The following is a 21110-nucleotide window of genomic DNA, read 5'->3' as shown; positions in this document are numbered from 1 at the left end:
CCGTTCTATGCGGGTTTCAGCAGGCTAGGGGTAATGGCCACGGCTCAGGCTTTAAGTCGGGCAGTCATAAAAATGCGCGCGATTCTAACAGTTCGCACGCAATAACGTTAGAAGCGTGTCTTCCATGTATATAACAGTTCCAGCGCTTTACGCGGAGTCAGATCATCCGGGTTGATCTTGCGTAATTCCTCCTGCAGCGGGTGCGGCAGGCTGGCGAACATATCGCTTTGCATCGGTACGGCCGTCTGCCCTGGCTGTGTAGGCGTTAGTTCGTGGGGCAGGCTGGTGGTTTCCAGGCGCGCCAGATGCTCGCGGGCACGCAGGATAACCTCATTCGGCACGCCCGCCAGTTGCGCTACCGCCAGGCCATAGCTCTGGCTGGCAGGGCCAGGCAGCACGTGGTGGAGGAACACGATGCGCTCATTGTGCTCGGTGGCATTCAGATGCACGTTGGCCACGATGGGCTGGCTTTCCGGCAGCACGGTCAGCTCGAAGTAATGCGTGGCGAACAGGGTGTAGGCGCGCAGCTTGGCCAGCTGTTCGGCAGCGGCCCAGGCCAGCGACAACCCGTCGAAGGTGCTGGTGCCGCGGCCTACCTCATCCATCAGCACCAGGCTGCGTTCGCTGGCGTTGTGCAGGATGTTGGCGGTTTCGCTCATCTCCACCATAAAGGTCGAGCGGCCACCGGCCAGGTCATCGCTGGAGCCGATACGGGTAAAGATGCGGTCGACCAGCGACAGCTCGCAGCTTTTCGCCGGCACGAAGCTGCCAATATGCGCAAGCAGCACGATCAGTGCGGTCTGGCGCATATAGGTGGATTTACCACCCATGTTCGGCCCGGTGATGATCAGCATGCGTGTGTCGTCGTCCAGGCTCAGGTCGTTGGCCACAAACGGCGTGGTCAGCACCTGCTCGACCACCGGGTGACGGCCCTGGTCGATGCGCATGCACGGCTCATCTACAAAGCGCGGGCGATTGAGGTCCAGGTTCAGCGCGCGTTCGGCCAGGTTGCTCACTACGTCCAGTTCGGCCAGGGCCGCGGCGCTGTCCTGCAGCGGGCCTAGGTGGCTGATCAGGCGTTCGAGCAGCTCGTCATAGAGCATTTTCTCCCGGGCCAGGGCGCGACTCTTGGCTGACAGCGCCTTGTCTTCGAACTCTTTCAGCTCGGGGGTGATAAAGCGCTCGGCGCCTTTCAGCGTTTGCCGGCGGATATAGTCGGCCGGGGCCGATTCGGCCTGCTTGCTCGGTAGCTCGATAAAGTAGCCGTGCACGCGGTTGTAGCCGACCTTGAGGTTGGCTAGGCCGGTGCGGGCCTTCTCACGGGTTTCCAGGTCCATCAGGTACTGGCCGGCGTTTTCGCTGAGCGACTGCAGCTCGTCCAGTTCGGCGTCGTAGCCGGTTTTCAGCACGCCGCCATCGCGGATCACCGCCGGCGGGTTGTCGTTGATGGCGCGGGCCAGTAGCTCGGCCAGTTCTGGGTAGGTGCTGACTACGCCTGCCAGCTCGACGAGGTGCGGCGCTTCCAGATTGCTCATGGCCATCTGCAGCGTGGGCAGGGCGGCGAGTGCATCGCGCAGGCGTGCCAGGTCTCGCGGGCGCGCATTGCGCAGGCCAATACGGGCGAGGATGCGTTCCAGATCGCCGATTTCTTTTAACTGCGGCTGCAGGGTTTCGAAGCGGTAGCGTTCCAAAAGGCAGGCAATCGATTCCTGGCGTGCTTCCAGAATGGCCTGGTCACGCAATGGGCGGTTCAGCCAGCGGCTGAGCAAGCGGCTACCCATAGCTGTCTGACAACGGTCGACCACTGATTGCAGGGTGTTCTCGCGACCGCCGGCGAGGTTGATATCCAGCTCTAGATTGCGCCGGCTGGCGCCGTCGAGAATTACCGTATCGTCCAAGCGCTCATGACGCAGGCTGCGCAGGTGGGGCAGGGCCGTGCGCTGAGTTTCTTTGGCGTAGGCGAGCAGGCAACCCGCCGCACCGATGGCCAGGGTCAGGTTCTCGCAGCCAAAACCCTTGAGGTCCTGGGTGGCGAACTGTTGGCACAGGCTCTTATGAGCTGTGTCGCGCTCGAAGTCCCAGGGCGCACGGCGGCGCACGCCACGGCGCTTTTCCGCCGGCAAGCCTTGCGGCCAATCATCGGGAATCAGAAGTTCAACCGGATTCAGGCGTTCCAGTTCGGCCAGCAGGTTTTCCCAGCCGTTGATCTCCAGCACGCTGAATCGGCCGCTGGTGATATCCAGCACGGCCAAGCCAAACAGGCGCTCATCACCTAGCACCGCTGCCAACAGGTTGTCGCGGCGCTCGTCGAGCAGCGCCTCGTCGCTGACGGTGCCGGGGGTGATGATCCGCACCACCTGGCGTTCCACCGGGCCTTTGCTGGTAGCCGGGTCGCCGATCTGCTCGCAGATCACCACCGACTCGCCCAGCTTGACCAGCTTGGCCAGGTAGCCCTCCAGCGAGTGGTAGGGAATCCCGCACATGGGAATCGCCTGCCCGGCGGATTGGCCGCGAGCAGTCAGGGTGATATCCAGCAGCTTGGCAGCCTTTTTCGCGTCCTCGTAGAAGATCTCGTAGAAGTCGCCCATGCGGTAAAACATCAGCTGTTCCGGGTGCTGATTTTTCAGCTTCCAGTACTGCTGCATCATCGGCGTGTGAGAACTGAGGTCGCTTTGGCTCATCGTTTTAACTGTCCGGCTGAATCGCAAAAGCGCCTAGTGTACGGTATCGACCTGGCTGGCTTTAACCCCGGAGTGCAGATGACTGCTAATGAAAATGCCCTGACCCAACTGGCTGCCGAGCTGGGCGGGCAGCTGATTGCCGCCAAAGCTCAGGTGACGACAGCCGAATCCTGCACCGGCGGCGGTATTGCCGAGGCGATTACTCGGATTCCCGGTAGCTCGGCTTGGTTTGAAGCCGGTTATGTCACTTACTCCAACGCGCAGAAAACCAAGCAGCTGAGTGTGCCCGAGATGCTGTTCGCTACGGTTGGCGCGGTGAGTCAGGAAGTGGTCGAGACCATGGTGCGGGGGGCACAAACCAATAGTGGAGCGCGCTTTGCGGTGGCGGTCAGCGGTGTCGCGGGGCCGGATGGCGGTTCGCCAGAGAAACCGGTGGGCACGGTCTGGCTGGCCTGGGGTGATGGTGAGCAGCTATTCAGTGCGCGCCGGCAGTTTGCCGGGGATCGCAGCGAAGTTCGCCGACAAACGGTCGAGGCCGCGCTGGCTGGGCTGTTGCGCCTGCTTGCGCAAGAAAATCCAAACGCGGGGTAGGCGGGCGACTTGCCCTGTGGAATAATACTGTCTACTTATACAGTTGTTGGTGGCCGCTAGCTGGCCCTTCTTGATTACGTGAGGACTTAAATGGACGAGAATAAGAAGCGCGCCTTGGCGGCAGCCCTGGGCCAGATTGAAAAGCAATTCGGCAAAGGTGCAGTGATGCGCATGGGCGATCACGATCGCCAGGCGATTCCGGCCATCTCCACCGGTTCGCTGGGTCTGGATATCGCGCTGGGCATTGGCGGCCTGCCGAAAGGCCGAATCGTTGAAATCTACGGCCCTGAGTCTTCCGGTAAAACCACCCTGACCCTGTCGGTGATCGCCGAAGCACAGAAGCTCGGCGCCACTTGCGCCTTCGTCGATGCCGAGCATGCACTCGACCCTGACTATGCCGGCAAACTCGGCGTCAACGTTGACGACCTGCTGGTGTCGCAGCCGGATACCGGTGAACAGGCCCTGGAAATCACCGATATGCTGGTACGCTCCAACGCTGTTGACGTGATCATCGTCGACTCCGTGGCGGCCCTGGTGCCGAAGGCGGAAATCGAAGGCGAAATGGGCGATATGCACGTAGGCCTGCAGGCCCGCCTGATGAGCCAGGCGTTGCGCAAGATCACCGGCAACATCAAGAACGCCAACTGCCTGGTGATCTTTATCAACCAGATCCGTATGAAGATCGGTGTGATGTTCGGCAGCCCGGAAACCACCACCGGTGGTAACGCGTTGAAGTTCTATGCTTCGGTTCGCTTGGACATCCGCCGTACTGGCGCGGTGAAGGAAGGCGACGAAGTGGTCGGTAGCGAAACCCGCGTCAAAGTGGTGAAGAACAAGGTCGCGCCGCCGTTCCGTCAGGCCGAGTTCCAGATTCTTTACGGCAAGGGCATCTACCGCAACGGCGAGATCATCGACCTTGGCGTGCAGCTCGGTCTGCTGGAAAAATCAGGTGCCTGGTACAGCTATCAGGGCAACAAGATCGGTCAGGGCAAGGCCAACTCGGCCAAGTACCTGGAAGACAACCCGGAAGTGGCACGCACCATTGAAGGCTTGATCCGTGAGAAGTTGCTGGTGGTCAGTCCGACGGTCAAGGCCAACTCCACGGCCGATGATCTGGCTGACGCCGACGCCTGATTTGCCTGCCTATGTCCATTGCTCTGGATAACCCCGTCGCGGTGCGGCGGGCGGCCATGGATCTGCTGGCGCGACGCGAACATGGTCGGGTCGAGTTGACCCGCAAATTGCGCAGTCGTGGGGCGGCAGATGAGTTGATCGAAGCCGCTCTCGATCGCCTGGCTGAAGAAGGCTTGCTGTCTGAGGCGCGTTACCTGCAGGCCTTTGTCAGCTACCGGGCGCGATCCGGTTATGGGCCGTTGCGTATTCGTGAAGAGTTGACCCAGCGTGGCCTGACCCGCAGTGATGTCGAGCAGGCACTACGCGACAGTGGTATCGACTGGCGTGAACATCTGCAGGAAACCTGGCAACGCAAGTTTGCCGGTGAGCTACCCCGTGACGCCCGCGAGCGTGCCCAGCAGGGACGCTTTCTCAGTTACCGGGGTTATCCGCCTGAGCTGATCGGGCGCTTGCTACGCGGTGCGTTGGACGATTAAACCGAAGCTAGTTGTTCGCTGACCAGTTGTATCAGTTCCCTCCGTTCTCCCCGTTGCCTACTCCCACACGCCAATGATGCAGCAGTACCGGAAGCCAATGCTTTCCGTACTGAAATGAGTGAGGTTGATTTTTTCTTGTTAGCCAGCTGAGCCACGATTACCGATAGCCCGCAAGCAGGCTATCGGTTGGGCGATACATCAGCCGTTTTCCGCCCAGTTGTGCGACTGATTGACCAGGTCAAGCAGTTCGCGCAAGCGGCCGTGGTTGCGTCCGTTAAAGGCGAAAGCCAGGCGCGTCATGTGGCACAGCTCCGGTTCGTCCTGCTCGGAGTCGCAGCGCGCTTGCTGCTGGAAGTCGCCGTGCATGCACAGGTCGTGGAACTCATCGTTGAGTTGCTGCATGGCCGCATCGCTCAGCGCGTGGTTGAGGCGGATCACGTAGCGCTCCTTGATCCAGCGGCTGGAGTGATAGTTGCGGTAGAACTGGGCTATTTCCTCGGCTGCTTCTTCGGCGCTGTGCACCAGGCGCATCAGCCGCATATCGCTGGGCATGATATAGCCGTTGTCCTGCAGTTGTTCCTGCAAAAACGTCAGGGCGCTGGTCCAGAAGGTGCCGCCAGGTTGGTCGAGCAGCACCACGGGTACTAGTGGGCTTTTCCCGGTCTGGATCAGGGTCAGCACTTCCAGTGCTTCGTCCAGGGTGCCGAAACCACCAGGGCAAAGCACTAGGCCGTCGGCCTCTTTGACGAAGAACAGTTTGCGCAGAAAGAAGAAGTGGAACGACAGCAGGTTATTGCTGCCTTGTACGGTGGCATTGGCGCCTTGCTCGAAGGGCAGGGTGATATTGAAACCCAGGCTGTTTTCCAGCCCAGCCCCTTCGTGAGCAGCGGCCATAATGCCGCCGCCGGCACCGGTAATGACCATCAGATTGTGCTTGGCTAGAGTCGCGCCCAGGTCTCGGGCCAGACGGTAAACCGGGTGGCTGGACGGGGTGCGCGCCGAGCCGAAGACGGTCACTTTGCGCCGCCGTTTGAACTGTTCCAATGTGCTGAAGGCATGCTCCATTTCGCGCAGGGTCTGCAGCATGATCTTGGCGTCCCAGCGGTTGCGGTCGGCCTGCGCCATGCGCACAACCGTGCCGAGCATGGCCTGGTAGAGCTTGGTGTTGGGGCTGTCGGGCGGTGCGGCGAGGATGCCCAGTTCTTCCACTCGGGTGGTCAGGTCGACGCCACTGGTCTGAAAATGCCGGGACAAAAAATCGTCCGATTCATCGGGCATACAACTTCTCCTTCTGGTTGCCGGCCGAGCAGCTTATTGCCGCGTCGGCCTTGTCCTGAGTATGGCTGCTGGCTGAGGGATTGTGCGACGCATGCCCATGCGTGACAACCGACAGCCCATGCCAGGACTGCATCAGAGGGCGATTTGCTCGCCTGGTTCAGGGATGTTGGCGATCCAGTTCAGACGCTCGCGCAAGGCCAGTTGCAGGGCCTGCATCTTCTCCAGTTCGCCATGCACCAGGTACAGCTCGGGGTGGTGCTCGAAGTGGCTGACCCAGTCGAGCAGCTGTGATTGCCCGGCATGCGCGGAGAAGCCGCCGAGGGTGTGCACCTTGGCTTTTACCGCGATGCGCTGATGGAGGATTTTCACGTTCTCGGCGCCGTCGACGATATTGCGTCCCAGCGTGCCCTTGGCCTGGAAACCGGGAAAGATCAGGTGGCAATTCTCGCGCCAGAGGTTGTGCTTGAAGTGATGGACAATGCGCCCGCCGGTGCACATACCGCTGCCGGCGATGATGATTGCGCCGCTCTGTATCCGGTTTATCGCCATCGATTCTTCCGGGCTCGGCGTGCAGCGCAGGATTGGTAGCCAGTCTTCGATGCGTTTGCTGCCGCGGGCCTGAAAGGCGGCGCGGTCTTCGGCGGCAAACTGGTCCTGAAAACGCGAGTAGATGGCGTTGGCGCGGATTGCCATGGGGCTGTCGAGAAACACCGCTTGCTGCGGCAGTCGCCCTTCGTGGTAGAAACGCCCAAGGTAGTAGATCAGGTCCTGGGTACGACCGACGGCGAAGGACGGGATCAGCACGTTGCCGCCATCGCGATGGGCCTGCTGCAGAATCTCCGCCAGTTCTTCCAGGGTGGCCTCGCTGCAGCGGTGATCGCGGTCGCCGTAGGTCGATTCCAGCAGCACCACATCGGCTTTGTTCAGCGTGCTGGGGTCTTGCATCAAGGGCGAGCAGGTATTGCCCAGGTCGCCGGAGAACACCAGGCGGCGAGTCAGGTGGTGGTCCTGTACTTCGAGTTCGACAATCGCCGAGCCGAGGATATGCCCGGCATCGTGAAAGGTGACCTGCACGCCCTTGGCCACTTCGCGGCTTTCGCCATACAGCATCGGTCTGCGTTGGCTCAGCGTCTGTTCGGCGTCGGCGTTGGTGTAGAGCGGGCTGATTGGTGCCTTGCCCATCCGCGCGCGCCATTTGTTTTCCCACTCCGCGTCTTTCTCCTGAAGAACCGCGGCGTCGAGCAGCATCAATTCCATCAGCTCACAGGTCGCATCAGTGGCGAAGATCGGCCCGCGATAGCCGGCGGCTGTGAGTTTCGGCAGCAGGCCGGTGTGGTCAATGTGCGCATGAGAAATCACCACGGCGTCCAGGCTGTGCGGGTCAAAGGCAAACGGCGCGCGGTTGCCGTCTTCCTCTTCGCGGCGGCCCTGACGCATGCCGCAGTCGAGCAATACCCGTGCCCCGTCGCGGCTTTCGATCAGGTAGCAGGAACCGGTGACTTGTTGAATTGCGCCGAGGAAGTTGAGCAGGGCCATGGCTAATCCTTGAACAAGTTGAATGGGTGGCGCTTAAGGCTGACCCATCAGGTAACCGGGGGTTTTGATACAGGTCAGCATCTGCCTGTATCCCGCGCTCTAAGCTGACTAAAACTATCGGAGCCGCATATGACCCAGCTATTTCCCAGCGCCAGCGAGTTGGCCGAGCATGCCCGCCTTGAGCCAACCTTCGCCGCCTGGCAGCGCGGTTATGGTCCTTTGCAGCACAGTCCGCAGACCTGCGCTGCGGTCTACCGTATGGCCCACCAACTGGTGCAGGCCGGCGCGCAGGCGGATCTGCCGAGCGTCTACCGCCACTTTCACGCGCTGGATCGGCTGACGGCCGCAGGGCTGTGGCTGGTGGTGCATATGACCTATGCCCAGCGCGTGCGCCTCGATGGCGTGGCGTTGGCTGCAGAGGACTTCAAGGTGTCGCCCGAAGGGCATACCGGAGGTGCGCTGAATACGGTGCCGGCCTATGCCGGTTACCTGGCGTTGAATAACCTGACCGGGGAAACCCGTGGCTGGCTGATGGGCCAGGGCCACTGTGTGGCAGCCATCGAGGCGCTCAACCTGCTAACGGCCAATCAGCACCCGGAACAGGCCGAGCGTTACCCCTGTGACGAAACCGGGATGAGCCAGTTGGTGGCGGACTTCTACAGCTATGCGCAGAACGCCGCCGGCCAGGTCAGCGCGCCGCTGGGCAGCCACGTCAATCCGCACACAGCTGGCGGCATTGCCGAAGGTGGTTATCTGGGCTTTGCCGAGCTGCAATATACCCATCTGCCGTTACCCGGCGAGAAGCTGGTGACGTTTCTCTCCGATGGCGCGGCCGAGGAGCAACGCGGCAGTGACTGGATGCCGCGTTGGTGGCGCGCCGAAGATTGCGGCGTGGCGTTGCCGTTGATGATCGCCAATGGCCGGCGCATCGAGCAGCGTACCGAGCTGGCGACGCCCGCCGGGCTGGATAACTTCCGTGAGCACCTGCGTCATTGCGGCTTTGATCCCGTGAGTTTCGATGGCCGCGACCCGGCGGCCTTTGTCTGCGCGCTTTGGGAGATGGAGCAGCGTATGGGGCGCCGCGTGCAGGAGCTGCGTGATGGCGTGCTGAATTACCCGTTGCCGATGCCTTACGGCATTGCCGAAACGCTCAAGGGTTTCGGCTTTTACGGCGCTGGCAGCAATGCGGCGCACAACCTGCCGTTACCGGCCAACCCGCATACCGATAGCGGCGCCCGTGAACTGTTCAATCTGCATGCTGCGCAGCTTTGGGTCGCGCCGGAAGAGCTGAGCGCCGCCTGCGCACTGTTTGCGGATCGAGGCTCCCGCCCGCTGGAGCGCGATAACCCGCTGGCGCTGCGTCATCCAGCGCTGCCAAAACTGCCTGAGTTGCAGTATCAGGACGGCGCCTGCTCGCCGATGCTGGCCCTTGATCGTTTCTTTGTCGATCTGGTGCAAGCCAACCCGCAGTTGCGCCCGCGTGTCGGTAACCCCGATGAGCTGGCCAGCAATCGCCTGGGCGGCGTGCTCAAGGCGCTCAAGCACCGGGTGACCGCGCCGGAGAGCGAGCTGGAAGCGCTGGATGGCGCCATCATCACTGCGCTCAATGAAGAAGCCGTGGTGTCTGCCTGCTTGGCCAACCAGGGTGGCCTGAATCTGGTGGCGAGCTATGAGGCCTTCTGCGTGAAGATGCTTGGCGCAGTACGTCAACGCATTATCTTTGCCCGTCAGCAGAAAGAGGCTGGGCGCCCCGCAGGTTGGCTCGGCTGGCCGCTGGTGGCTACATCGCACACCTGGGAGAACGGCAAGAATCAGCAGTCGCACCAGGACACCACCTTCTGCGAGGCCTTGCTCGGTGAAATGAGCGATATGGTGCGGGTGGTATTTCCAGCCGACCACAATTCGGTATTGGCGCTGCTGCCGGGCATCTATCAGGCGCGTGGCCAGCTCGCCTGCATGGTGATTGCCAAACGTGAGCGGCCTTGTGTATTCACTCGCGAACAGGCCGAGCAGCTGGCGCAGGATGGCGCTGTTGTGCTGGCTGAGAAGCAAGGCGAGCAGCCTTTGCTGTTGATCGCCACCGGTAGTTATCAGTTGGCGGAAATGCAGCGCGCGGCCGTTCGTCTGAGCGCGGCCGGGTGCGCCTGGCGTCTGGTTTACTTGCAAGAGCCGGGGCGTTTTCGTGCGGCTCGCGATACCTGGGAACAGGCGGTGATTGTTGATGCCGAGCGGGTTGAGCGGTTATTCCCGGCTGCCAGCATAAAGCGTGTGCTGCTCACCCATATGCGCCCGGAAGTTGCCCGTGGGCATCTGTGGCCGCTGCTGGGTGAGGCTCGACACAGCCGTGTGCTGGGCTACCGTAATCGAGGTGGCACCCTGGATGAAGCCGGTATGTTGTTCGCCAACCAGGCGAGCTGGGCGCATGTGCTGGAGGCCGCTGCCGCGTTGCTGGAAAAACCGCTTGGCGATTTGCTCAGTGCCGAGGAGCAAGCAGCCGTGCAAGGGCGGGGAGAACCACACTGTCTGCGTTAGTGCAGGCCAGTGGGTGTGGGAAAAGGAGGGGCAGGTATGCCTAAATTGACTTTGGATCTTGATGCGGATTTGTACCGCTTGTTAGAGCAGGCAGCACAGCAGAACCAGATAAGCCTTGAAGAAGAGTGTTTGCATCGTCTTGAGGGCGGCGTTAGGCGTTCGCGCTATATGCATGCCTTGTTAGCCGATCTGCGCGCCGATGATGAGCAGCGGCGCGCGGAGCAAACGGATAGCTGAGGCTTACAGGCCGCAGTCGGCTTTGCTGAAACGCTCGGTGGTCACTGGTCGGTTGCTTTTGTATTCGCTGAATTCATAACGCAGCGCAGCGCCGCGGGCCAATAACTGGCGATACCCGGTGTTGCGGCACACGCTGTTAGCCAGTTGTGCGCGAACCACATCCGGGTTGCCACGCATTTGTGCCGCATGCTCGCTGCGTACGCTGAGGTGGTTGACCAGCTCACTGCCATCAACGGTATAACCTTGATCAAGAATGTCTTCATTGATTGCCCGTGGCGTGCCTACGCTGCTCTCGCGCGCGACTTTTTCCAGGGTTTTGCTCAGCTCAAAGTCTTTCAAGGTAGCGGCATGGGCAAACAGGGGCAGGCTCACTGCCAGGGTCAGGCTGATCAAACGCAGCATGGGGTTCTCCAAAGTCGATTCGCACCTTCTGACCGGCGCTACCGGGCAGAGGTTCAGTGGCGCCTATCTTACCCGTCTGCCGACACTTACGCAGTTACCACGGTAGGCCACGTAAGACGCACGGTTGAATACGCCTGAGCGGGCTTTGATAGACTGCCGCGCTTGCTGACCCCAGGATGACTCATGCCGTTTCTTCTTATCTGTCAGGTGTACGCCTGATGAGCCACGCTGTCTCGCGTTTACGCGCTGCGCGGATTGCCCGCAGTGCTAAACCATTTTTGGCCCGTGGTAGCCGCTCAGTGCGCTGTGACGAGTGCCGTTTGGTGATGACCCATTGCCTGTGTGCCTGGCGTCCGCGCATTGCTGCTACATCAGCGGTGTGTCTGTTGATGCACGATGTCGAGGCGCTCAAACCGAGCAATACCGGCTGGCTAATTGCCGATGTGCTGGCTGATACGTCGGCATTCGGCTGGTCACGTGTCGAGGTTGATGCCGAGTTGCCGGCGTTGCTGAACGATCCGCAGTGGCAGCCTTACCTGGTGTTTCCGGGCGAATACGTGGCCGCCGAACGAGTGGTCAGCGAAGTTCAACCCGCGCCCGGCAAGCGGCCTTTGTTTGTGCTGCTGGATGCCACTTGGAGCGAGGCGCGCAAGATGTTTCGCAAAAGCCCCTACCTCGACAGCCTACCTGTACTCAGCCTTCAGGCTGAGCAGCTGTCACGCTACAAGCTGCGACGCTCCAAACGCGATGACCATTTCTGCACGGCCGAGGTCGCGGCACTGTGCCTAGAGTTGGCAGGCGACCAGCGCGCGGCGGATGGTTTGAATGCTTACCTGGATGTTTTTAGTCAGCACTACCTGGCTGCCAAGGCACCGCGTGCGGTGCCATTGGATGATCCGTTGCACGAACGCCTGCGCGCGTTTCTCTAGCGGCTAGTGGGTCAGCTTCTTGGGCCACAACTGCGCCAACAGCATGCCGGCAAACATCAGTGCGCAGCCGAAGTAGCCGCGCAGTTCCAGTGATTCACCGAGTAGCCAGGTTCCGGCGATGGCGGCGAATACCGCCTCCAGTGAGAGGATGATGGCCGCATGCGAGGCGATGGCGTCTTTCTGCGCCACCACCTGCAAAGTAAAACCAATGGCCACGCCGAAGATGCCGCCATAGAGAATCGCCGGTCCCGCGGCGATGATCGCGTCCAGCTGAATTTCCTCGAAGACTACTGCCAGCACCAGGCTGATTACCGCGCAGGTGATGAACTGCACCAGCGCCAGGCGCAGCGGGTCATGGCGCCCGGCAAAGAAGCCCACCAGCAGTACATGCACGCCCCACACGAACGCCCCGGCCAGTTGCAGCCAATCGCCGGAGGCCACGGTAAAGCCCTCGCCGACGCTGAGCAGGAACATGCCGACCACTGCCAGGCAGGCGCCCAACCAGATACCCAGGCCGGTTTTATGGCCAATAAACAGCCCTAGCAGCGGCACGATGATCACGTACAACCCAGTGATGAAGCCCGAGTTGGTCACGCTGGTAAACAGCAGGCCAACCTGCTGCAGGTTGATACCCAAAGCTAGGGCCAAGCCCATCAGCACCCCGCCACGCAGCAACTGGCGGTTCAGTGGTGCGACTGTCGCGCTTTTGCTGCGACCTTCCAGCAGGCGTAGCACTGGCAGCAGAATCAGTGCTGCCAAGCCAAAACGCAGGCCGCTGTAGAGAAACGGGCCTACGGAGTCCATGCCCAGGCGCTGAGCTACAAACGCCGAGCCCCAGATCATGGCAGTCAGCAGCATTAACAGGTCGGCGCGCAGGGCGTGGCTTCGCATTTCAGGCTCTCGTCGGCAAAGCTGCGAACTGTGCCGCAAAGCGTCGTGCTTGACCACCCCGTCAGTGCTGGGCATGCTTGGTCGCTTTTCTGCGTTTTCAGGCTTGGTTGCGCCGCAACCCTGCGGCCTGTGCGCATTGTTCACCGTGCCCTGGACAGTACCCTGGCGGGTACCCACATAACAAAAACAGGATTCACCATGGCCGCTTTTGAAATCCTCATTGCTGACGATCACCCCCTGTTTCGCAGTGCCTTGCAACAAGCGTTAACCCTGGGGTTGGGGCCGGATGTACGGCTGGTCGAAGCCGCCAGCATTGCCGAATTGGAAGCCTGCCTGGCACAGAAGACCGACTGGGACCTGGTTCTGCTTGATCTCAATATGCCCGGCGCTTATGGCTTCTCAGGCTTGGTGTTGCTCCGTGGGCAGTACCCGCATATTCCGGTGGTGATGATCTCCGCTCAGGAAGAGCCGTCCATCGTTGCGCGCTCGCGGGAGTTCGGCGCCAGTGGCTTTATCCCCAAATCCAGCCCGCTGGAGACGATCCAGCAGGCAGTTCGCCTGGTGCTGGATGGTGAGGTCTGGTGGCCACAGCAGACTCAGGAAGCGATTGCCTTGTCGGCTGAAGCCAAAGCCGCCAGTGCAGGCCTGGCCAGCCTGACGCCGCAGCAGTTCCGCGTGCTGACCATGGTCTGTGATGGCTTGCTGAATAAGCAGATCGCGTATGAACTCAGCGTGTCTGAGGCCACGGTGAAGGCCCATGTGACGGCTATCTTCCGTAAACTGGGAGTGCGTACTCGGACTCAAGCGGCCTTGCTGCTGCAACAGCTGGAGTCGATTCCTTCACAAGCGGATGGTTAAGCGTCCGTTAATCTTTGCCTGGCAGGCTTGCCGCGCTGTTTTCCTTCTCTCGTTGTGATGACCCTCAATGTCTCCATTCAAAGGCCAGACCGGCCTTAAACGTGTACTCAATGCCACTGGTTACTCGCTGGCCGGCCTGCGCGCCGCTTTTACCGGTGAAGCTGCGTTTCGCCAACTGCTGCTGATCAACCTGATACTTGTGCCTTTGGCGTTCTACCTGGATGTCAGCCGCGTTGAACGCGCCTTGATGGTCGCGGTGTGTCTGCTGGCGCTGATCGTCGAACTGCTTAACTCTGCAGTGGAGGCGGCCATCGACCGTATTTCCCTGGAGCTGCACCCACTGTCGAAAAATGCCAAGGACATGGGCAGTGCCGCGCAGTTCACCGCCCTCAGCCTGATTGCCCTGGTGTGGGCGATTATCCTGTTCGGTTAATCCGCCTTTCAGGCAATAGTCGGCAGGACGATCTGGTCGCTGCGCGTCACGCCGGCGGTCAGGGCGCGGCACAGCTCGATGAACTCACGCATGGCGGCGGTCTGGTATTTCTGTTTGTGCCAGATAAAGTAGAACTGCCGGCGTAGATCCAGCTCAGGGGTTTCCACCGCCACCAGGCTGCCGCGGCGAAAGGCATCGCGCAGTGCCAGGCGGGAAATGCAGCCAATCCCTAGGCCTGATTCCACCGCACGTTTGATCGCCTCGGTGTGTTCCAGCTCAAGGCGAATATTCAGGCTGCTGGGGTGATGGCGCATGGCTTGGTCAAAGGTCAGGCGCGTACCGGAGCCTTGCTCACGTAGAATCCACGCCTCGCGCGTCAGCTCGTCGAGGCTCGCTTCACCGCGCTGCGCCAGCGCATGTTGCGGTGCGCAGAACACCACCAGCTCATCTTCAACCCAGGGCTGCACCTCGATATCCGGGTGCTGGCAGTCACCTTCGATCATGCCCATGTCCAGTTCGTAGTGGGCGATCTGCTGTACCACGTAGGCGGTGTTGTGCACCTGCAGCTTGACCCGGCACTCCGGGTGGCGCTGCATAAAACTGCCGATCAGCAGGGTGGCCAGGTAGTTGCCGACGGTGAGCGTGGCGCCAACGTTTAGCGAGCCGTAGCCACTCTTGCCGCCCAGCAGGCGTTCGATTTCCTTGGCCTGGTCGAGCAACGCCACCGCCTGTGGCAACAGTTGCAGGCCTAGAGCGTTGAGGCTGAGGCGTTTACCGGCGCGGTCGAACAGCTGGCAGTCGGACTGGCGCTCCAGTTCGCTGAGCGATGTGCTGGTGGCCGATTGCGACAGGGCCAGGGAGTCGGCCGCGCGCGACACGCTTTCATGCTGGGCCACGGCGACGAAGACTTGCAGTTGTCTGAGGGTAAATCGCATATCTATATAACCGATAACCTATATCTTGATAATCAAGTTAACAGATATTCTGCCGCTCATTACAATGCCGTGCAATTGCGCGCAGGCGCGCAGGCGACATTACCTTTGCGGAGCTCCGAACATGAGCAATCTTAACGCCGAGCGCATTCTTAGCGTTCACCATTGGAACGACACGCTGTTCAGCTTCAAGTGCACCCGTGATCCGGGTCTGCGTTTCGAGAATGGTCAGTTCGTGATGATCGGCTTGCAGCAGGAAACCGGCCGTCCGTTGATGCGCGCCTATTCGATTGCCAGCCCGAACTGGGAAGAGCATCTGGAGTTCTTCAGCATCAAGGTGCCGGATGGCCCGCTGACCTCGCAGTTGCAGCACCTCAAGGAAGGCGATGAGATCATCATCAGCAAGAAACCCACCGGGACCCTGGTACTGGATGACCTCAAGCCTGGCAAGCACCTGTACCTGCTCAGCACGGGCACTGGCTTGGCACCGTTTATGAGTGTGATTCAGGACCCGGAAACCTATGAGCGCTTCGAGAAGGTGATTCTGGTTCACGGCGTGCGTTATGTGAACGAAGTGGCCTACCGCGAATTCATCACCGAGCACCTGCCGAAGAATGAATTCTTCGGCGATGCGCTGAAGGACAAGCTGATCTACTACCCGACGGTGACCCGCGAGCCGTTTGAAAATCAGGGCCGCCTGACTGATCTGATGCGCAGCGGCAAGCTGTTCCAGGATATCGGCCTGCCGCCGATCAATCCGCAGGACGACCGCGCGATGATTTGCGGTAGCCCAAGCATGCTTGATGAAACCAGCGAAGTGCTCAACGAGTTTGGCTTGCAGGTCTCGCCGCGCATGCGCGAGCCAGGTGACTACCTGATTGAGCGCGCCTTCGTCGAGAAGTAAGCCTGCCGTTATCAAAAGCCCGCCAATCGGCGGGCTTTTTTATGCGCGCTATTCCAGCGCTAAGGCGCTGTGCGCACGGTTGCCGCCTTTCTGCTTGGCTTGGTACATGGCGTTGTCGGCATGTTGCAACAGTTGCTGCTCGTCCTGGGCGTGCTGGGGGTACAGGGCGATGCCGATGCTGGGCAGGACGGTCTGGCTCTGGCCACACACTTCAAAGGGTTGATTGAGGCTCTGGCGGATTTTCTCGGCTACCACGCTGGCGTGATCGGTCGAGTGAAAGTCTTCTAGCAGCACGACGAACTCATCCCCGGCAAAGCGTGCCACCGTATCGGATTCGCGCAGGCACAGCTGGATACGTTGAGCGACACCTTGCAGCAGTTGATCGCCCGCGGCATGACCGAAGCTGTCGTTGACCTGCTTGAACTTGTCCAGGTCAAGGAACAACAGCGCGACCTGCGACTGCTCGCGACGTGCGCGGGCCAAGGCCGTGTGCAGACGGTCGCGTAGGAGTTCGCGATTGGGCAGTCGGGTAAGTTGGTCGTACTGCGCCATAAACTGCAGCCGGCTGAGCATTTGCTGGCGCTCAATGGCCGCAGCCACCTGGGTCGAGACGAATTGCAGTAATTCCTGATCACGTTCGCTGTAGCGGGTGGAGGCGCTGCTTTGCACCAGCAGTGCGCCGATGATGCCTCTGTGTGAGTGCAGCGGCACGCCCAGCCAGCTGTGTGGCGATTCAGGATGCGGCTGGCTGGCATTGGGCAACAGCAAAGTGTTGCCGCTGCGAATGACCTGGGCACTCAACGTAACGGCATTCAGCGGCGAATCAGTCAGCGGAATGGGCAGGGGTTCGGCAGGGTAGGGGAAGCTTAATTCGTCGTTTTGTTCGTCATACAAGGCGACGGAAAAGCTCAGGGTTGGCAACAGTTCGCCAATAATCTGGTGCACCTGCTGAAAGAGGCCAAGCAGGTCCTTGGCCGAATGAGCGGCTTCGGAAATACCATACAGCGCGGTCTGCAGGGCTTCGCTGCGCTTACGCTCGGTGATGTCGTGGGCCACGGCGATGCGCACCTGATCATCTTCCGACCAGCGTGCAGACCAGAGGATATGCACGCTACTGCCATCCTTGCGCAGGTAACGGTTTTCAAACTGTGGTTTATGCACCCCGGCCATTACTTCCTTCGCCGCCAGCAGGGTTTTGGCGCGGTCTTCGGGGTGGACCATTTCGATCATCACCTGGCCGATCATTTCTTCTGCGCTGTAGCCGAAAATGCGCTGGCAGGCGGCACTGACAAAAACAAAGCGGCCGCGTTTGTCGACCACGCAGATGGCGTCGAGCAGCAGATCGACAAGGTTTTCGGTCGGCGCGTAGGTGCTGGCTTTCATGCGTTCACAGTGTGTCGATGTGTGATGACGGTTTATCGGGCCGCTTACTGGCGCTTTGGCAGCATGCCCCTTGCACTCACCATACCCGCAAGGCGTTGAACAGTGCACGTCTGTTTGTCGCCTGCAGGGCTATGCCGATCACTGCTGACGGGCGTCTACTCAGTGTAGAACGCCGTGTCGACGGCGTACTGCCTGTTATTGCGCGTGGCTAAAGCGCTGCCCGGAGACGGCCGGATGGTAGATCGGCTGTACCTTGTTGCCGGCAGGGTCGAGCAAGTGGAAGCTGTGCGCGCCGTCGCCATGGGCGAAAGGGCGGTCAAGCAGGGTCACGCCGTGTGCCTTGAAGTAGGCGTACCAGGCGTGCAGCTCATCGATGCTGTCGACGATAAAGCCGTAGTGATCCACTGCCTGCTCGCCGCTGCTGGGCACAGAAGCGCGACCTAGGGAGAGGTTGTCATTACCACAGGTCAGGTAGACCAGGTCCGGATTGGCGCGGTGCAGCACCTGCATGCCGAGAATACCCACATAAAAGCGTTCGCAGGCTTCCAGGTTAGGGACCAGCAGGGCGATATGGCGCAAGCCATTGAGGCGACCGGGGCGTTCGAGCATGATGAGCATCCTATTTTGTATACATTTATCTGGCAAATATAAGACAAAGTAGCTGCTCAGCCTATCCGCGCGTGTTGGGGGCGCGAACTAGATCAGCCGGCGGGCACGACTTCCAGCACGCAAATGCTGCCAGGCTGCGGGTAGTGCCAGTGCACATCGACATCCCAGAAACGCACGCCATAACGGCGCTCGGGACTGGGCTGCTGGTAGGCCGGGCGTGGGTCCTGGGCCAGGCATTGTTCGATCAACTCGACCAGCGGTTCATTCAGGCGCTGCCCATGTTCGTTTGCCTGGATCAGTGCACTGTCCTGCCAGCCGACGTCGATCAGTGCCGGCGCGCTGTCGGCGATGCGGTTGTAGGCTCCGGCGATGCTGTCGGCATAGGGCACGTAGGGTTTGATATCCAGCACCGGGGTGCCGTCGAGCAGGTCGATACCGGACAGCCACAGTTTGCCGGCTTCGACCTTGTCCAGTTTGACCACCGACTGGCCGATGCCATTGGGTCGGTGGGTAGCGCGGGTGCTGAATACGCCGACCGATTGATTGCCGCCCAGGCGCGGCGGGCGCACTTTGAGCCGCGGCTTGTCTTCCAGCGCCTGGTGAAACAGAAACAGCAGCCAGACATGACTGACCTTCTCCAATCCCTGCACTGCATCGCCGTTATCGAAGGGCGCGACCAGCTCCAGCACGCCACGGGCCGCTGGGGCCAATTGCGGCTGACGCGGAATGGCGAACTTCTCCTTGAAGCAGGAGCGAACAAAACCGATGGGGGAAACGGAGTAGGGCATGGCGGCGTGATCGAGTGAAAACGCCGCCATAGTACCTGACTATAGGTGAAAACCGCCGTCGATGGGGATGATCGCACCGGTCATGTAGGCCCCGGCCGTGCTGGCCAGGCTGATCGCCAGAGCGGCCATTTCCTCTTCGCGGCCCCAGCGCTGCATCGGGATCAGCGCGGTGTCTTCGGCCATGGCGGCCTCGTCGGTGGCGATATGCTGAGTCATCTTGCTCGGGAAGCGCCCCGGCGCGATCACGTTGACGTTGATATGTTGGCCGACCAGCTCGCGGGCGAGCATGCGCGACAGCTGATGCAGCGCCGCCTTGCTCGGGCCATAGGCGTAGGCGTCTTCGCCGTGGGAGGTGATGCCGGCGACCGAGCCGATATTGATCACCCGCGCTGGATTAGCCGCGCTGCCTGCCTTGCGCAGTAGCGGCAGCAATTGCTGGATGCAGCTGAATACCGAGGTCACATTGAGCTGCATGACCTTTTCCCAGCCCTTGGCCGGATAGCTTTCTAGTGGTGCGCCCCAAGTGGTGCCGGCGTTATTGACCAGGATATCCAGGCTGTTGATCTTGCCGGCCAACTGCTCAGCCAACACGTGCACACCTTCCTCGCTCGCTAGGTTGGCGGCGATGCCGTGGCAGGTGCCAAAGGCTGATAGTTCGGCAGCGGTTTGTGCGCAGGCTTCGCCGTCACGCGCGCAAACATAGACCGTGGCGCCGGCTTCGACAAAGGCTTTGGCGATCATCTTGCCGATGCCGCGTGTGCCGCCGGTCACCAGAGCGGTGCGGCCTTGCAGACTGAAGTAGGGGTGCATGGCGAATCCTTTTAACGGATGAGTGCCACTACCCTAATCATCTGACCGCGCCATGGCAGTCATCATTGCCTGTGGAAATACGCTGCCATGCGGGCAGGCATGGCAGCGCGGACTTAGAATCTGTTTACGATCTCGCGAGCTAGAGCCAGACAAGGCAAAAACAGCCAAGAAACGCAGCGAAGCGCAGTAACAGCCGCAGGCTGACCCGAAGGGTGAGCGTAGCGAATCAAGCGGAGTTTACGAGCTGTAAATGAGCATTACTCGTTTCACTCGCCCTTCGGGTCGCGCTAAAGCGCGTTAGCCACAAGTGGCTTGCCGAGGCTGTTTTTAACGCCGGATGGCCGACGCGCAGCAGATCGTAAATAGGTTCTTAGCCGCGAACGCGCAAGGTTAGACCCTTAAGGAAGTTGCGCAGGAACTGATCGCCGCAGGTGCGGTAGTTGCTGTGGCCGAACTTGCGGAACAGCGCACTCATCTCCGGCTTGGAAACCGGGCAGTCGACGCTGTTCATGATCGTGTGCATGTCGTCTTCCTTCAGCTCGAAGGCCACGCGCAGTTTCTTCAACACCATGTTGTTGGTCACGGGCAGCTCCAGCGGCTGAGCGGGGCGGCTGTCATCCTTGCCGCGCTTGAAGAACACCAGGCCGTCGAGGAAATGTGCCATCAGCTCGTCGTCGCAAGGAGTAAAGCCTTCTTCGTCTTCCTTCTTGAGCATGGCCGCGAGGTCGCTGGGGGCAACCTGTTTGCCGCTGAGCTTAATGATGTCGACCATCTGCGCGTCGCTGATGTCGAGGGTGTAGCGCAGGCTACGCAGTACGTCGTTGTTAAGCATGGAAAGGTCCTGAAAATGCGGCGGCTCAAAGCAGCCGTTAAAAAATGATTAGAAGCGTTCTTTACCGGCCAGGTAGCGCCATTGCCCAGGTTGAACCTTGGCCATCGGCACACCGCCGATACGGATGCGCTTCATACCCAGCACTTTGAGGTCGACGCTGTTGCACATGAACACGATCTGTCCGGGCAGCGGGTTCTTCAAAGCGAAGCGTAGGCGGGTTTCGTTCTGCCAGCTGACCTTGCAGGGTGGCAAGGCCACGCCATTAAAAGTCAGGCCGTGTGCCAAGCGCTTGAGCTGACTTGCACTCAGAGTGCCGACGACTTCGACCACATATTCCTGCTCCAGTTTGCTCAGGTCTTCCTTGAGCTTGCGCTCGATGCGCCAATCCTGGGTCAGTACATGCAGGCCATCTGCGCCAGCTTGCAGCGGTGCACAGCTGATCAGACGGGCGAAATGGCCTTTTAACGGGCGAACCCCCGAACTGTCTTCCGGCCAGTGATTGGCCGAGCTGATGCCTTCCACTGCGCGTTCCGGGTTATGCCCATTGGGCACATTCAGCAGCAAGGTGACTGGCTCGATCGGCGCCAGGACGGCATCGGGCAGCAGTTCCACGCGCTGTTCAGCGACTTTGAACTGGGGCTCTTCTACGACCACACCATCCACCGTGACCCAGCCGCCTTCGATGTAGAGTTCGGCCTCGCGGCGCGAACAGCCAATCACTTCGATCAGGCGTTTGGACAGGCGAATGGGGTCAGTCATAAAAGCGGTCATCGGCAAAAAAAGGGCCGCCATTGTAACCGGACAGGCCCCCGGTGCACGGAACATCGGGCGAACGGCGGCGATAAAAGCTGTTGTCAGTATTGAGGCAGAGACA

At 60.5% G+C, this 21110-nt stretch carries 21 protein-coding genes; 9 read left to right on the top strand and 12 right to left on the bottom strand.

All coding sequences use genetic code 11. The features are described 5' to 3' along the window. Nucleotides 1–107: 107 nt before the first annotated feature. The gene (mutS, locus tag ALTER154_RS02435; protein ID WP_160085115.1) at nucleotides 108–2681 is read right to left on the bottom strand and encodes a DNA mismatch repair protein MutS; all 2574 of its coding nucleotides are present in this window, start codon (nucleotides 2679–2681) and stop codon (nucleotides 108–110) included. Nucleotides 2682–2759: 78 nt separating this feature from the next. Here mutS and ALTER154_RS02430 point away from each other — a divergent pair, with 78 nt between their 5' ends. From ALTER154_RS02430 to recX, 3 genes are all read left to right on the top strand, one after another. Beyond that, a complete protein-coding gene (locus tag ALTER154_RS02430; protein WP_160085114.1) occupies nucleotides 2760–3272 on the top strand; it encodes a CinA family protein in 513 nt (170 codons plus the stop codon). 90 nt (nucleotides 3273–3362) lie between these two features. After that, nucleotides 3363–4406, top strand: a complete 1044-nt coding sequence (gene recA / locus ALTER154_RS02425; protein WP_160085113.1) for a recombinase RecA — start codon at nucleotides 3363–3365, stop codon at nucleotides 4404–4406. Nucleotides 4407–4417: 11 nt separating this feature from the next. Beyond that, nucleotides 4418–4882 carry a recombination regulator RecX gene (gene recX / locus ALTER154_RS02420; RefSeq protein ID WP_160085112.1) on the top strand — a complete coding sequence of 155 codons (465 nt, stop codon included), beginning with the start codon at nucleotides 4418–4420 and terminating at the stop codon, nucleotides 4880–4882. Nucleotides 4883–5080: 198 nt separating this feature from the next. Here recX and ALTER154_RS02415 read toward each other — a convergent pair whose 3' ends face one another. Both ALTER154_RS02415 and ALTER154_RS02410 read right to left on the bottom strand, forming a co-directional pair. Next, nucleotides 5081–6160 (bottom strand): LOG family protein, encoded by a 1080-nt coding sequence (locus tag ALTER154_RS02415; protein ID WP_160085111.1) that lies wholly within the window; start codon nucleotides 6158–6160, stop codon nucleotides 5081–5083. A 132-nt stretch (nucleotides 6161–6292) separates the two neighbouring features. Beyond that, on the bottom strand, nucleotides 6293–7696 hold the full coding sequence (locus ALTER154_RS02410) for an MBL fold metallo-hydrolase RNA specificity domain-containing protein (protein WP_160085110.1): 1404 nt from the start codon (nucleotides 7694–7696) through the stop codon (nucleotides 6293–6295). A 129-nt stretch (nucleotides 7697–7825) separates the two neighbouring features. Between ALTER154_RS02410 and ALTER154_RS02405 the strand changes: the two genes are divergently transcribed. Beyond that, nucleotides 7826–10228: a xylulose 5-phosphate 3-epimerase gene (locus tag ALTER154_RS02405; RefSeq protein WP_160085109.1), complete on the top strand. Its 2403-nt coding sequence runs from the start codon at nucleotides 7826–7828 to the stop codon at nucleotides 10226–10228. A 36-nt stretch (nucleotides 10229–10264) separates the two neighbouring features. Continuing rightward, a complete protein-coding gene (locus ALTER154_RS02400; protein WP_160085108.1) occupies nucleotides 10265–10465 on the top strand; it encodes a hypothetical protein in 201 nt (66 codons plus the stop codon). Nucleotides 10466–10468: 3 nt separating this feature from the next. Here the strand turns inward: ALTER154_RS02400 and ALTER154_RS02395 are convergent, their stop codons facing one another. Beyond that, entirely contained in the window at nucleotides 10469–10867 is a 399-nt protein-coding gene (locus ALTER154_RS02395; protein ID WP_090248333.1) for a quorum-sensing-regulated virulence factor family protein, read from the bottom strand. A gap of 218 nt (nucleotides 10868–11085) precedes the next feature. Here ALTER154_RS02395 and ALTER154_RS02390 point away from each other — a divergent pair, with 218 nt between their 5' ends. Then, entirely contained in the window at nucleotides 11086–11796 is a 711-nt protein-coding gene (locus ALTER154_RS02390) for a tRNA-uridine aminocarboxypropyltransferase (RefSeq protein WP_090248332.1), read from the top strand. 3 nt (nucleotides 11797–11799) lie between these two features. Here the strand turns inward: ALTER154_RS02390 and ALTER154_RS02385 are convergent, their stop codons facing one another. After that, nucleotides 11800–12687 carry a DMT family transporter gene (locus tag ALTER154_RS02385; RefSeq protein WP_160085107.1) on the bottom strand — a complete coding sequence of 296 codons (888 nt, stop codon included), beginning with the start codon at nucleotides 12685–12687 and terminating at the stop codon, nucleotides 11800–11802. Nucleotides 12688–12885: 198 nt separating this feature from the next. Between ALTER154_RS02385 and erdR the strand changes: the two genes are divergently transcribed. Together erdR and ALTER154_RS02375 are read left to right on the top strand one after the other, a co-directional pair. After that, entirely contained in the window at nucleotides 12886–13545 is a 660-nt protein-coding gene (gene erdR, locus ALTER154_RS02380; RefSeq protein WP_160085106.1) for a response regulator transcription factor ErdR, read from the top strand. A 67-nt stretch (nucleotides 13546–13612) separates the two neighbouring features. Then, the gene (locus ALTER154_RS02375; protein WP_160085105.1) at nucleotides 13613–13978 is read left to right on the top strand and encodes a diacylglycerol kinase; all 366 of its coding nucleotides are present in this window, start codon (nucleotides 13613–13615) and stop codon (nucleotides 13976–13978) included. A gap of 8 nt (nucleotides 13979–13986) precedes the next feature. Here the strand turns inward: ALTER154_RS02375 and ALTER154_RS02370 are convergent, their stop codons facing one another. Further along, nucleotides 13987–14913, bottom strand: a complete 927-nt coding sequence (locus ALTER154_RS02370; RefSeq protein ID WP_160085104.1) for a LysR family transcriptional regulator — start codon at nucleotides 14911–14913, stop codon at nucleotides 13987–13989. 121 nt (nucleotides 14914–15034) lie between these two features. On the opposite strand from ALTER154_RS02370, the gene fpr reads away from it, so the two are divergent. Continuing rightward, a complete protein-coding gene (gene fpr, locus ALTER154_RS02365) occupies nucleotides 15035–15814 on the top strand; it encodes a ferredoxin-NADP reductase (protein WP_160085103.1) in 780 nt (259 codons plus the stop codon). Between the two features lie 48 nt (nucleotides 15815–15862). On the opposite strand, the gene ALTER154_RS02360 is transcribed toward fpr, so the two are convergent. From ALTER154_RS02360 to ALTER154_RS02335, 6 genes are all read right to left on the bottom strand, one after another. Further along, entirely contained in the window at nucleotides 15863–17197 is a 1335-nt protein-coding gene (locus ALTER154_RS02360; RefSeq protein ID WP_160085102.1) for a GGDEF domain-containing protein, read from the bottom strand. A gap of 195 nt (nucleotides 17198–17392) precedes the next feature. Further along, entirely contained in the window at nucleotides 17393–17806 is a 414-nt protein-coding gene (locus ALTER154_RS02355) for a VOC family protein (RefSeq protein WP_160085101.1), read from the bottom strand. 92 nt (nucleotides 17807–17898) lie between these two features. Continuing rightward, nucleotides 17899–18594 carry a tRNA (N6-threonylcarbamoyladenosine(37)-N6)-methyltransferase TrmO gene (tsaA, locus tag ALTER154_RS02350; RefSeq protein ID WP_160085100.1) on the bottom strand — a complete coding sequence of 232 codons (696 nt, stop codon included), beginning with the start codon at nucleotides 18592–18594 and terminating at the stop codon, nucleotides 17899–17901. Between the two features lie 39 nt (nucleotides 18595–18633). Next, the gene (locus ALTER154_RS02345) at nucleotides 18634–19404 is read right to left on the bottom strand and encodes an SDR family oxidoreductase (protein WP_090248321.1); all 771 of its coding nucleotides are present in this window, start codon (nucleotides 19402–19404) and stop codon (nucleotides 18634–18636) included. A 370-nt stretch (nucleotides 19405–19774) separates the two neighbouring features. Then, nucleotides 19775–20236 carry a DUF1456 family protein gene (locus tag ALTER154_RS02340; RefSeq protein ID WP_090248320.1) on the bottom strand — a complete coding sequence of 154 codons (462 nt, stop codon included), beginning with the start codon at nucleotides 20234–20236 and terminating at the stop codon, nucleotides 19775–19777. 48 nt (nucleotides 20237–20284) lie between these two features. Further along, a complete protein-coding gene (locus tag ALTER154_RS02335; protein WP_160085099.1) occupies nucleotides 20285–20995 on the bottom strand; it encodes an rRNA pseudouridine synthase in 711 nt (236 codons plus the stop codon). Between the last annotated feature and the right edge of the window lie 115 nt (nucleotides 20996–21110).

This window comes from Pseudomonas sp. 9AZ (assembly GCF_902506525.1).
GTDB classification, from domain to species: Bacteria; Pseudomonadota; Gammaproteobacteria; order Pseudomonadales; family Pseudomonadaceae; genus Aquipseudomonas; species Aquipseudomonas peli.
Note: the sequence above shows the minus strand (reverse complement) of the source record. Positions and strands in the feature narration are given on the sequence as shown.